Annotated in this window: 12 protein-coding genes; 10 read left to right on the forward strand and 2 right to left on the reverse strand. The window is 69.6% G+C overall.

Annotated elements, in window-relative coordinates; translation table 11 throughout:
- Positions 1–61: 61 nt before the first annotated feature.
- From FHR33_RS32705 to FHR33_RS32715, 3 genes are all read left to right on the forward strand, one after another.
- The gene (locus FHR33_RS32705; RefSeq protein ID WP_183655959.1) at positions 62–1,120 is read left to right on the forward strand and encodes an MBL fold metallo-hydrolase; all 1,059 of its coding nucleotides are present in this window, start codon (positions 62–64) and stop codon (positions 1,118–1,120) included.
- 63 nt (positions 1,121–1,183) lie between these two features.
- Positions 1,184–1,696, forward strand: coding sequence for an NADPH-dependent FMN reductase (locus FHR33_RS32710; protein ID WP_183655961.1), 513 nt, complete (start codon positions 1,184–1,186; stop codon positions 1,694–1,696).
- A complete protein-coding gene (locus FHR33_RS32715; RefSeq protein ID WP_183655963.1) occupies positions 1,693–2,193 on the forward strand; it encodes a flavin reductase family protein in 501 nt (166 codons plus the stop codon). The genes FHR33_RS32710 and FHR33_RS32715 overlap by 4 nt, the downstream gene beginning before the upstream one ends.
- Before the next feature lie 16 nt (positions 2,194–2,209).
- On the opposite strand, the gene FHR33_RS32720 is transcribed toward FHR33_RS32715, so the two are convergent.
- Positions 2,210–3,268, reverse strand: coding sequence for an NAD(P)H-dependent amine dehydrogenase family protein (locus FHR33_RS32720; protein WP_183655967.1), 1,059 nt, complete (start codon positions 3,266–3,268; stop codon positions 2,210–2,212).
- Between the two features lie 182 nt (positions 3,269–3,450).
- Here FHR33_RS32720 and FHR33_RS32725 point away from each other — a divergent pair, with 182 nt between their 5' ends.
- From FHR33_RS32725 to FHR33_RS32755, 7 genes are all read left to right on the forward strand, one after another.
- Positions 3,451–4,323 (forward strand): SDR family oxidoreductase, encoded by an 873-nt coding sequence (locus tag FHR33_RS32725; RefSeq protein WP_183655970.1) that lies wholly within the window; start codon positions 3,451–3,453, stop codon positions 4,321–4,323.
- A 165-nt stretch (positions 4,324–4,488) separates the two neighbouring features.
- Positions 4,489–5,646 (forward strand): ROK family transcriptional regulator, encoded by a 1,158-nt coding sequence (locus FHR33_RS32730; RefSeq protein ID WP_183655972.1) that lies wholly within the window; start codon positions 4,489–4,491, stop codon positions 5,644–5,646.
- On the forward strand, positions 5,640–7,124 hold the full coding sequence (locus FHR33_RS32735; RefSeq protein WP_183655975.1) for a sugar ABC transporter ATP-binding protein: 1,485 nt from the start codon (positions 5,640–5,642) through the stop codon (positions 7,122–7,124). Before FHR33_RS32730 ends, FHR33_RS32735 begins: the two co-directional genes overlap by 7 nt.
- Positions 7,124–8,095 carry an ABC transporter permease gene (locus FHR33_RS32740; protein WP_183655978.1) on the forward strand — a complete coding sequence of 324 codons (972 nt, stop codon included), beginning with the start codon at positions 7,124–7,126 and terminating at the stop codon, positions 8,093–8,095. Before FHR33_RS32735 ends, FHR33_RS32740 begins: the two co-directional genes overlap by 1 nt.
- Positions 8,092–9,156, forward strand: a complete 1,065-nt coding sequence (locus FHR33_RS32745; protein ID WP_183655981.1) for a substrate-binding domain-containing protein — start codon at positions 8,092–8,094, stop codon at positions 9,154–9,156. The genes FHR33_RS32740 and FHR33_RS32745 overlap by 4 nt, the downstream gene beginning before the upstream one ends.
- Entirely contained in the window at positions 9,156–10,298 is a 1,143-nt protein-coding gene (locus FHR33_RS32750) for a Gfo/Idh/MocA family protein (protein WP_183655983.1), read from the forward strand. The genes FHR33_RS32745 and FHR33_RS32750 overlap by 1 nt, the downstream gene beginning before the upstream one ends.
- A complete protein-coding gene (locus tag FHR33_RS32755; RefSeq protein ID WP_183655985.1) occupies positions 10,295–11,299 on the forward strand; it encodes a sugar phosphate isomerase/epimerase family protein in 1,005 nt (334 codons plus the stop codon). The genes FHR33_RS32750 and FHR33_RS32755 overlap by 4 nt, the downstream gene beginning before the upstream one ends.
- 177 nt (positions 11,300–11,476) lie before the next feature.
- Here FHR33_RS32755 and FHR33_RS32760 read toward each other — a convergent pair whose 3' ends face one another.
- The gene (locus tag FHR33_RS32760; RefSeq protein ID WP_183655987.1) at positions 11,477–12,364 is read right to left on the reverse strand and encodes an alpha/beta hydrolase; all 888 of its coding nucleotides are present in this window, start codon (positions 12,362–12,364) and stop codon (positions 11,477–11,479) included.
- Positions 12,365–12,366: the final 2 nt, after the last annotated feature.

Raw genomic sequence — 12,366 nt, forward strand, 5'->3', positions numbered from 1 at the left:
TCTAGGCGGGCGCGCTCCGGCCGGTGAGGCCGACAGAATATCGTTCTGGAACAATGGCGAAATGTCGAAGTTTGTGGTGACGGCGGCGAACGAGGCCCAGCGGGCCGCCTGGCTCGGTGGAACGCTCCCCGAGGTCGAGAAGGTCAGGCCGGGCCTGTGGTCCATCCCGGTGCCCATTCCGATCAACCCCCTGCGTTACGTCCTCGTCTACGCCCTCGAACTGCCTGACGGGGTGGCGATCGTCGACGCGGGGTGGAACACCGACGAGGCCTACGACGCGCTCGTGACGGGCCTGGCCGTCGCGGGTTACTCGATCACCGACGTCAGGGCCGTGCTGGTCACCCACATCCACCCCGACCACTACGGCCTCGCGGGGCGGGTCAGGGAGGTCTCGGGCGCGTGGATCGCCCTCCATCCCGCCGACGCCCGCCTGCTGCGCGACCGGTACGACGACGACTACGTCGAGACGCTGGTGGAGCAGGAGAAGGCGCTCCTTGTCAGGTCGGGCGTGCCGCAGACCGTGCTCGACACCCTGGCGGGCGCGTCGATGATGATCAGGCACATGGTGACCATGGCCAGGCCCGACCGCCTGGTCGAGGACGGCGACCGCCTGGACCTGCGGGGCTGGGACCTGCGCGCGGTGTGGACGCCGGGGCACTCGCCAGGGCACCTGTGCTTCCTCTCGGAGTCGCGCAGGGTGCTGTTCTCGGGCGACCACGTGCTCGCCAAGATCACTCCGATGGTGGCCGTGCACCCGCAGTCCACGCCCAACCCGCTGGCCGACTATCTCGAGGCGCTGGTCGCGGTGCGCAAGTTCGAGGTGGACGAGGTGCTGCCCGCGCACGAGTACCGCTTCAAGGAGCTGGCCGAGCGCGTCGACTACGTGATCGGCCACCACGAGGACAGGCTCGAGGAGATCGCCGAAGTGATCGGCGCGGACGACGGCATCACCTGCTGGGACATCGCCACCAGGCTCACCTGGTCGCGGCCGTGGGAGTCGATCCAGCCGTTCATGCGGCGCGCGGCAAACAACGAGACCCTCGCCCACCTGGCCTGGCTGGAGGCCAAGGGGCGGGTGCGCAGGACCCCTGGAGAGGCGGATCTTTGGTATTCCATGTAAAGCTAGTAGGAAAAATTGACTTTAAGTGGGGGGCTGCGTAGCGTCGGTGACGAGAGGAGAGCGATGAACATCGTCACCGTCGTCGGAAACCCGAGAACCGGATCCAGAACTCTCGCAGCGGCGGTCGCGGCCACCGAGGCCGTCGCCGCGAGACTCGGCCAAGACTGTCAGAGAGACGTCGTCGACCTATCCGCCCTCGGGCCCGTCCTCCTCGACACGAGAGCCCACGCGGGCCTGGAAGTGGCGCTGGAGCTGGTGCGGGGGGCCCACCTGGCGGTCATCGCCAGCCCCACCTACAAGGCCACCTACACCGGCCTGCTCAAGGCCTTCCTCGACAGGCTCCCGCCCGGGGCGCTCGCGGGCAGGACGGCGCTGCCCGTGCTGGTCATGGGCGACCCCAGGCACGCCCTCGCCGTGGAGGTCCACTTCAGGCCGCTTCTGCTGGAACTCGGCGCGTCCGTGCCGACCCCGGGGCTCGCGCTGCTGGAGTCCGACCTTCCTGGTGGGCCGGCCCTGGCGGCGTGGGCTGACCTCGTCGTCCCGCAGATCCCTCTGGGCGAGGAGGCCCTGCGATGACGATCACGGACGAGACAGGAGTGGACGGCGAGCGCTTCCGCAGCGCGCTGGCCAGACACGCGGCGGGCGTCGTGGTCGTCACCGCCAACTCGCGGGGCGTCCCCGTGGGGCTCACCGCGACCTCGTTCTCCTCGGTCAGCCTCGCCCCTCCGCTGGTGTCCTTCTACGTCGCCCAGTCGTCGGCCACCTGGCCGTGGCTGCGGCTGGCCGGCACGTTCGCCGTCAACGTGCTGGCAGGCGACCAGCACGACGTGGCGGGGCGCTTCGCCCGCAAGGACGTCGACCGCTTCGCCGAGCCCACCCGCTGGCGTCCGGGGCCCGCGGGGACGCCGCTGCTGGAGGACGTCGCCGCCCACCTGATCTGCGCGCCGCACTCCACGATGGCGATCGGCGACCACATCCTCGTGGTCGGCCTGGTGACCTCCGCCTCCACCACCCGCGCGGCCCCTCTGCTCTACCATCACGGCCGCTACGGCCGTTTCCAGCCCCATCCGTGAGGGCTCGGCGCCGGGGTCAGTGGCGGGTGACGGTGTGACGGCCGGTGGCGACGGGCAGGTCGAGCATGGTGCGGATGCCGGGAGGGGCCGCGCACAGGGCCGGGACGTTGTTGACCGCGCGGGCGGCCGCCGCGGCCAGCCCGTGCGAGACCTCGTCCACGGTCACGGTCATCTGCGGCACGCCCTCGATGTGGATGGCGAAGCCGGGATCGGGCCAGCGTCGCACCCTGGTGGAGTCGGCCTTGTAGACGCACTCGACGGTCATGAAGGGGCGTCCGCGCACCAGTCCTGAGAAGACCCAGCGCGAGGCGCAGACCGTGCCCTCGCGCACCAGCCCGGCCGAGATCTCGAACTCCTCCGTCGCCAGTTCGAACTCGTCGCTCTCCTCCACCTCGTCGAGACGCACGTCGAGGGCGTCGGCCACCAGCTGCACGCTCTCGGCGAAGAGCGAACGCTGGAAGGCCCTGTACGGCCTGATCGCCGCGGTGTAGTCCTTGGCCGAGCGCGTGAAGCCGACCAGGTCGACCACGATCTGCCTGGAGGGATGACCGCGGAAGTCGGACGACTCGCGCACGTAGATGTGGTCGACCCTGCTCGACAGCCCGGTCAGCGCCAGGGGCAGGAAGTCGCTCATGAAGCCGGGGTTGATGCCGGTGCCGTGGAGGGAGCTGCCACCCTTCTTGCAGGCCTGTTCGAGCCGCTCGACGACGCCGGGGCCGTAGGAGCGCGGGTAGACGAAGCCCGTCGTGGTGATCACGTTCTTGCCCGAGGCGAGCAGCGCGCAGATCGTCTCGACGTCGGAGGTCTGGTCGCGCCCGAAGTAGGAGGCGGGCAGCGGCATGTGCAGCACGCAATCGGCGTCGAGCGCCATGATCCGCTCGACGTCGTCGGTGCAGCAGACGCCCGCGGGCGGCATGCCGACCAGCTCGCCCGCGTCCATGCCCACCTTGTCGGGGTCGTAGACCAGGACGCCCGCGAGCTCGAACTCCGCTCTACTGAGCACGCTGCGCAACGCGTAGCGGCCGACGGCGCCAGTGGCCCACTGGACCACGCGGAGGGGCGGCTGTGTGGGCATGCAGAGCCTCCAGCCCGGATGGTGGGCGGGGCCGTTACAGGGAGGGGTGTCGTCGTTGACCGCCGCCCTAGCGGGGTCAAGAACTCTAGCAGAAATCCGTCCGACTGATCACTGTCCGCAACAGCATCATCGGGATATTGTGCCCTTACTAGAATGTTGTTCTCCTAGCGTGGAGGGTTCGCATGCTCCGGTTCGACGGAAAGGTCGCCATCATCACGGGCGCCGGGCACGGTCTCGGTCGCTCGCACGCGCATCTCCTGGCCGAGCGCGGCGCCCAGGTCGTGGTCAACGACCTCGGCGGGGCGCTGGACGGCACGGGCGCGTCGACGGGCCCCGCGGCCGAGGTCGTCGAGCTGATCACCAAGAACGGCGGCCAGGCGGTCGCGAACACCGACAACGTCGCCACCCCCGAGGGCGCCAAGGCCATCGTGCGCTCCGCCGTCGACACGTTCGGCAAGGTCGACATCGTCGTCAACAACGCGGGCATCCTGCGCGACAAGTCGTTCGGGAAGATGACGGTCGAGGAGTTCGACACGGTGCTCGCGGTGCACGTACGCGGGTCCTACCTGGTCAGCCAGGCCGCCTACCCCTATCTCAAGGAGCAGGGCTACGGCAGGATCGTCAACACCTCCTCGCCCGCCGGCCTGTTCGGCAACTTCGGCCAGGCGAACTACTCCACGGCCAAGATGGGCCTGGTCGGGCTGACCAAGACCCTGGCCATCGAGGGCGCGCGCAGCGGGATCAAGGCCAACGCCATCGCGCCCATCGCCTGGACTCGCATGACCGAGGCGCTGCTTCCCGCCGAGTTCGAGGCGAAGTTCACCGCCGAGCGCGTCAGCGCGCTGGTGGCCTTCCTGACGCACGAGTCGTGCGAGGTCACGGGCGAGGTGTTCAGCGTCGGCGGCGGGAAGGTGGCGAGGGTGTTCGTGGCAGAGGGCCCCGGCTGGAAGACCGACGACCTGTCACCCGAGACGATCGCCGCCAACTGGGACTCGATCATGGCCGAGCAGCCCTACGTGCTGTCGGCCGCCGACTCGATGAAGGCCATGCTCTGACGGAGCCCCGCGAGGCCGCCTCCGCGTGGGCGGCCTCCGGCGTGCTCGTTGTGCCGGTCAGGACCGCACTTTGTTCGATGATCGTCCGAAGGGGCTCACGTATCAGTCCAATTACGTAACGATGATCTCTTGATTTCGGCATAAGTACGCTCTTATGGTCGCGGCATGACGGGTGACGTCCCCGGCTCGCCGGGCGATGTTCTGACGCTGATCGGCAGCGGGTCGGCCACCACACGGTCCGACCTCGCGAGGATCACTGGCCTGGCCAGGTCCACGATCTCCCAGCGGGTCGACGCGCTCATCGAGCGCGGGCTCGTCGAGGAGACCCAGGGCGGCGACTCCACGGGCGGCCGACCGGCGCGGCAGCTGCGCCTGCACGCCGAGGACCACGCGGTGGCGGGCGTCGACCTGGGCGCGACCCACTGCAGGATCGCGCTCATGGACCTCACGGGGCGCCTCCTGGCAGCGGCCGAGGACCCGATGCGCATCTCCGAGGGGCCCGAAACCGTCCTCGACCACGTGGAGCGGCGCATCCACGCGCTGCTCGAAGACGCGGGCCGTCCGCCGACCGCGCTGAGGGCGATGGGGCTCGGCGTGCCGGGGCCCGTGGAGTTCGCCACCGGCAGGCCGAACAATCCGCCGATCATGCCGGGCTGGAACGGCTACCCCATCCCCGACCGCTTCACCACCATGATCCTGGTCGACAACGACGTCAACGTGATGGCGCTGGGGGAGCACAGGAACGCCTTCCCCGAGGTGGCGCACCTGCTGTTCGTCAAGGTGGGCACCGGCATCGGCTGCGGGATCGTCGCCGGCGGCGCGCTGCACAGGGGTGCGCAGGGCTCGGCGGGCGACATCGGGCACATCAGGGTGAGCGGCCACGACCAGGCCTTCTGCCACTGCGGCAACACCGCGTGCCTGGAGGCGGTGGCCGGAGGAGAGGCCCTCGCGCGCAGGCTCACCGACCTGGGCTTCTCCGCCGAGACCGGCTCCGACGTGGTCACCCTCGTCCAGAACGGCAACACCCAGGCGCTCCGCCTGGTCAGGGAGGCGGGCCGGCTCATCGGCGAGGTGCTCGCAGGGCTGGTCAACTTCTTCAACCCCGAGGTCATCGTGATCGGCGGGGTGCTGGCCAGGGTGCACGAGCATCTCCTGGCGGGCGTCCGCGAGACCGTCTACCGGCGCTCGCTCCCGCTGGCCACCCACGACCTGGTCATCGTGCCCAGCCGTACAGGGGTCAACGCCGCCGCGCTGGGCGCGGGGACGCTGGCCATCGAGCACTACCTCGCTCCCGACAACATCAATCGGATCGTCACATGCTGATCATGAGTGGCATCGTCAAGCAGTTCCCCGGCGTACGGGCGTTGGACGGGGTGGACCTCGACGTGCGCGCGGGCGAGGTGCACTGCCTGCTCGGCCAGAACGGCGCGGGCAAGTCCACGCTCATCAAGGTGCTCGCCGGCGTCCACCAGCCCGACGAGGGGACCATCGAACTCAACGGCGAGGCCATCAGGCCGAGCAGTCCCGTCGACGCCATCAGGCTCGGCGTGGCCACCATGTACCAGGAGCTCGACCTCGTCGACGGGCTCAGCGTGGCCGAGAACATCCTGCTCGGGCACGAGCCGACCCGCCTCGGCTTCACCCGCCGCAGGGCGCTGAGGAGCACCGCCACCGAGATCCTCACCAGGCTCGGGCACGGGGAGATCAAGCCGTCCACCGAGGTCGGCAGGCTCTCACCGGCCGCCAAGCAGGTGGTCTCGATGGCCAGGGCCCTCTCCCACGAGGCCCGCGTGATCGTTATGGACGAGCCGTCCGCGGCGCTGGCCCACGACGAGGTGGCCAACCTGTTCCGCATCATCAGGGAGCTCACCTCCCAGGACGTGGCCGTCGTCTACATCTCCCACCGCCTCGAGGAGATCAGGGAGATCGGCGACAGGGTCACCGTCCTCAAGGACGGCAGGACGGTCGCGGTCGGCCTGCCCGCCCGCGACACCCCCACCTCGCAGGTCGTCTCGCTCATGACCGGCCGCAACGTGGAGTACGTCTTCCCTCCCCGCTCGGGCGTCGCGCCGGGGGCGGAGGTCCTGCGCGTGGAGAACCTCACCGCCCCCGGCGTCTTCACCGACATCTCCTTCGCGGTGCGGGCGGGGGAGATCGTCGGGCTGGCCGGTCTGGTCGGCTCGGGCAGGTCCGAGATCCTCGAAGCGGTGTACGGCGCGCGCCGCGCCTCAGGCCGGGTCCTGCTGGAAGGCGCGTCCGTGTCGAGGTCCACCACCAAGGCGGTACGGCACGGCATGGGCCTGGCTCCCGAGGAGCGCAAGGCCCAGGCGCTGCTGCTGGACCAGAGCGTGACGGCCAACATCACGCTGGGCAGCCTCAGCCGCTACGCCAGGTTCGGCTGGCTCGACAGGGCCCGCGAGGACGTCGAGGCCAGGCAGCTCGTCGAGACCCTCGACATCAGGCCGCCCGACCCGCAGCGGCCGATCAAGACCCTCTCTGGCGGCAATCAGCAGAAGGCGGTGCTGGCCAGATGGCTGCTGAACGGGCGCAAGCTGCTCCTGCTCGACGAACCCACCCGAGGGGTGGACGTCGGCGCGAGGGCCGAGCTCTACGCGGTCATCAGGAAGCTGGCCGACGACGGGATCGGGGTGCTGCTGGTCTCCAGCGAGGTGCCCGAGGTGCTCGGCCTGGCCGACAGGGTGCTGGTGATCCGCGAGGGCCGCGTCATCCACGAGGGCGCCGCCACAGACCTGGACGAGCACGCCGTCCTGGACATGATCATGGAAGGTAGTGCGGCCTGATGAACGGGGTCCTTTCGCTGACAGGGCGGCGCTTCGGCGAGGCCAGGCATCTCGGGCTGGTGATCGCTCTGGTGCTGCTGGCCGTCGTCGGGCTGGTGACCGTACCTGAGAACTTCGCCACCGCCTCGAACCTGGTCAGCATCCTGTCGCTGGCCGCCACCATCGGCGTGATCACGGTCGGCATGACCTTCGTGATCATCGGTGGTGGCATCGACCTGTCCGTCGGCGCGATCATGGCGCTGGCCTCGGTGTGGGCGACCACGCTCGCCACCCAGGCGTTCGGCCCCTTCATCATGGCGGTCTGCGCGATCCTCGTCGGCACCGGCGCGGGCCTGGTCAACGGCCTGCTGATCGCCTACGGGCGGATGGTGCCGTTCATCGCCACGCTCGCCATGCTGGTCGCCGCGCGCGGCCTCGCGCAACGGATGTCGGACCGCAAGACCCAGCTCATCCAGCAGGGCAACGAGGCGATCGTCGCCCTGTCGACCACCAGGGTGCTCGGCATACCGCTGCTGGTCTACATCTTCGCGCTGGTGGTCGCGGTCGGCTGGATCGTGCTCAACCGCACGACCTTCGGCCGCCGCACCTACGCGGTCGGCGGCAACCCTGAGGCGGCGAGGCTCGCCGGGATCGACGTGCGCAGGCACACGATGCTGCTGTACGCCCTGTCCGGCTTCTGCTGCGGGGTCGCCGCCATCCTGATCATGGCGAGGACCACCACGGGCTCCTCCACCCATGGAGACCTCTACGAGCTGGACGCGATCGCCGCGGTCATCATCGGCGGCACCCTGCTCACAGGGGGAAGGGGCACGATCATCGGCTCCATCCTCGGCCTGCTCATCTTCACGCTGATCACCAACCTGTTCATTCTCAACGGGCTCAACACCAGCGACCAGCTGGTCGCCAAGGGCCTGATCATCGTCGTCGCCGTCCTTCTCCAGCGGCGGAATCTCAAGGAGAGAGCAACATGAGCGAGAACGTCGCGCGCAGAGGGTTCCTTGCCGGCGGAGTGGGCGGAGCCGTCCTGCTGGCCACCGCCGCCTGCACCAGCAACCAGCCCGCAGCCGAGCCTTCAGCGCAGGGTTCGGCCCCCGCGCCCGCCCCTGCCGCCAGCGGCAACGACCAGCCGGGCGAGAAGGTCGTCATCGGCTTCTCCGCGCCCGCCGCCGACCACGGCTGGATCGCGGCCATCGCCAAGAACGCCGAGGCCGCCGCGAAGCAGTACTCCGACGTGGAGTTCAAGCCCGTCGAGCCGACCAACGACATCAACGCGCAGATCTCGGCCGTCGAGTCGCTGATCGCGGCGAAGGTGAACGCGCTGGTCATCCTGCCCAACGACGGCCAGCAGCTGAACCAGATCGCGCTGCAGGCCACCGCCGCGGGCATCCCCGTGGTCAACCTCGACAGGGTCTTCCCCGACAAGCTCGCCTACAGGACCTGGATCGGCGGCGACAACTACGGCATGGGCGTGGCCGCGGGCCACTACGTCGGCAAGAAGCTCAAGGACAAGGGCGTGGCCAACCCGGTGATCGTCGAGATCCAGGGCATCGCGACGCTGCCGCTGACCCAGGACCGCAGCAAGGGCTTCGCCGACGCGCTCAAGACCTACGGCTTCAGCGTCACGGCCAAGCAGGACGCGCAGTTCACCGTCGAGACGGGCAACAAGGTCGCGGCCAACCTGCTGCAGGCGCACAAGAAGATCGACGCCATGTGGAACCACGACGACGACCAGGGCGTGGGCGTGCTCGCCGCGATCAACGAGGCGGGCCGCAAGGAGTTCTTCATGGTCGGCGGCGCCGGCTCGGCCAACGCCATGCGTGAGATCCAGTCGGGCGGCTCGGTGCTGGAGGCGACCGTCACCTACAGCCCGACGATGGCCTCCTCGGCCATCAAGCTGGCACGGTTGATCGCCCAGGGAAAGGGCATGAGCGACCTCGTGGAGAACCAGGTTCCGCAGTCGATCACGCTCGCTTCGGAGACCATCACGAAGGAGAACGTGCAGACCTATCTACCTCTGGGGTTCGAATCCTGATGACACAGACGACCATCGGCGTCGGCCTGGTGGGCTACGCGTTCATGGGACGCGTCCACTCTCAGGCCTGGCGCAACGTGGCGGCCTTCTTCGACCTTCCGGTGACGCCGGTGATGGCGGCGCTGTCCGGCAGGTCGCTCTCGGCCGCCACCGACGCGGCGGCCAGGATGGGGTGGGCCGCGGTCGAGACCGACTGGAAGGAGCTGGTCAACCGCGACGACGTGCAGATCGTGGACATCTGCACGCCGGGCGACTCCCACGCCGAGATCGCGATCGCGGCGCTCCAGGCGGGCAAGCACGTCATCTGCGAGAAGCCGCTGGCCAACACCGTGGCCGAGGCCGAGGCGATGGTCGCGGCGGCAGCCGCCTCGCAGGGCAGGTCGATGGTCGCCTTCAACTACCGGCGCGTGCCCGCCGTCGCGCTGGCGCAGCGCATGGTGGCGGCAGGCGAGCTCGGGCAGATCAGGCACGTCAGGGCGCAGTACCTGCAGGACTGGATCGTCGATCCCGACTTCCCCCTGGTGTGGCGGCTGCAGAAGGACAAGGCGGGCTCGGGGGCGCTCGGCGACATCGGGGCGCACATCATCGACACCGCCCAGTTCGTCACGGGGCAGACGATCGTGGGCGTCTCGGCGCTGACCGAGACCTTCGTCAAGGAACGGCCGCTGGCGTCGGCCTCCTCGGGGCTCGGCGGCAGCCGTACCTCGGAGAAGGGGGCGGTCACCGTCGACGACGCGGCGCTGTTCATCGGGCGGATGTCGGCGGGGGCGCTGGCCTCCTTCGAGGCCACCAGGTTCGCCACCGGGCGCAAGAACGCGCTGCGCCTGGAGATCAACGGCTCGCTCGGCAGCCTGGCCTTCGACTTCGAGGCCATGAACGAGCTGTGGGTGTCGTCGGGCGACTCGGGCTTTCGGCGGGTGCTCGTCACCGAGCCCGACCATCCCTACGTGGGTGCGTGGTGGCCGCCGGGGCACGGCCTCGGGTACGAGCACACCTTCACGCACGAGATCAAGGACTTCCTGGAGGCCGTCGGAACGGGGAGCGACCCTTCGCCCTCGTTCGCCGACGGCCTCAGGGTGCAGCGGGTGCTGGCGGCCGTCGAGGAGAGCGCCGCCTCCGGCAGTTACAAGGAGATCGCATGAGACCCATCACGCTGTTCACCGGGCAGTGGGCCGACCTGCCCTTCGACGAGGTGTGCAGGCTGGCGGCCGAATGGGGCTACGACGGCCTCGAGATCGCCTGCTGGGGCGACCACTTCGACGTCGAGCAGGCGGTCTCCGACCCCTCCTACGTCCAGGGCAAGAGGGCGCAGCTGGACAAGCACGGTCTCAAGGTGTGGGCCATCTCCAACCACCTCGTCGGGCAGGCCGTCTGCGACCACCCCATCGACGCCAGGCACCAGGCGATCCTGCCCGCGCGCGTCTGGGGCTCGGGCGACCCCGAGTCGGTACGGCAGGCGGCGGCCGAGGAGCTGAAGAACACCGCCCGCGCCGCTGCCCTGCTGGGCGTCGACACCGTCGTCGGGTTCACGGGATCGTCCATCTGGCACACGGTGGCGATGTTCCCGCCGGTGCCCGCGTCGATGATCGAGGCCGGTTACCAGGACTTCGCCGACCGCTGGAACCCCATCCTCGACGTCTTCGACGAGGTGGGGGTCCGCTTCGCGCACGAGGTCCACCCCTCGGAGATCGCCTACGACTACGTGACCACCCAGAAGACGCTGGAGGCGATCGGGCACCGTCCGGCCTTCGGTCTCAACTGGGACCCCTCGCACATGGTGTGGCAGGACCTCGACCCCGTCGGGTTCATCCTCGACTTCGCCGACCGGATCTACCACGTCGACTGCAAGGACACCCGCGTGCGCGTCGGCGACGGCCGCCGCGGCCGCCTGTCGTCCCACCTGGCGTGGGCCGACATGCGACGCGGCTGGGACTTCGTCTCGACGGGGCGCGGCGACGTGCCGTGGGAGGAGTGCTTCAGGGCGCTCAACTCGATCGGCTACACGGGCCCCATCTCGATCGAGTGGGAGGACGCGGGCATGGACAGGCTCGACGGCGCTCCCGAGGCGCTCGACTACATCCGGAGGATGAACGCCATCACGCCGCCCACCGCCGCCTTCGACGCCGCCTTCTCCTCGGAGTAGCCGGAGCGGTCACGGCCGCCTCGTCCTGAACGGGAGAGGCGGCCGGGCTCGTCCTGCACATCACCCGCGAGGCGCTCCACCATGGCGCGGAGATCGCCCTTTTCCGCGAGATTCGGGCGCGGCGCCGGAGCTGACCCCGAGCCGCCGGATGGCTCGGCGCCGTGCGGGTGCCGCAGCTCAGCGCAGAGTGGCGGCGAAGTGGGAGGCCGTCGTGTCGGCCGCCAGCGTCACCTGGGGTTCCTGGTCGTAGAAGTCGAACTGCGTGCCCTGTGTCCAGAGGATGCTCTTGGCGCCCGCCAGACCCCCGTGGAAGCGGCGCGCCCCCTCAGGGATGGCCGCGTCCTCGCTGTGGACGATCAGCGTGGGCTGGGTGATGCGCGGGGCGAGGACGATGGAGTCGTAGGTCAGCCAGTCCCGCCAGGCCATGACCGCGAACCTGTTGGGCCAGGCCGGGATCCCGCCGCGCTCGGGGTTGAGATAGAAGTCGATGTCGTACGGCATCGCCGCCCGAGGGTCGGTCGTGCTGACCACGGGGACGTAGTCGACCTCGCCCGTCGCCTCGAACGCCGCGCGCGCCTCCTCTCCCGCCTTGATCTTCTGGGCGACGGCCTCGGCGCCGCCGTACGCGCTCTCGCAGATGGCGGCGTCGTGCAGCCACGGGGCCACCAGCGCGAGCGACTTCACCCGGGGGTCGTCGGCGGCGTTGGCCGACATGTACATCGCCGCCGCGCAGATCCCGAGCGCGCCGAGACGGCCGCCGTCGACGGCCGGATGGCCCTCGAGGAAGGTCAGGGCGTCGTGGATGTCGCGCACTTTCCTGGCGGGCGACTCGACGTCGCGCGGCTGCCCCTCGGACTCGCCGAAGCCGGTGAAGTCGAACGAGAGCGTCGCGTAGCCACGCTCGGCGAGCCTTTCGGCGTAGCGGTCGGCCATGAGCTCCTTGACGCTGGTCCAGGTGCCTGCCACGACGACGCCGGGCGCGGGAGCGGCACCGCCGGGAAGGAACAGGTTGCCGGTCAGCGTCCCTTCCTGGCCGGAGAAGGTGACCTTTTCACGATGTGTCATTG

The organism is Nonomuraea dietziae, assembly GCF_014195505.1.
Lineage (GTDB): Bacteria > Actinomycetota > Actinomycetes > Streptosporangiales > Streptosporangiaceae > Nonomuraea > Nonomuraea roseola.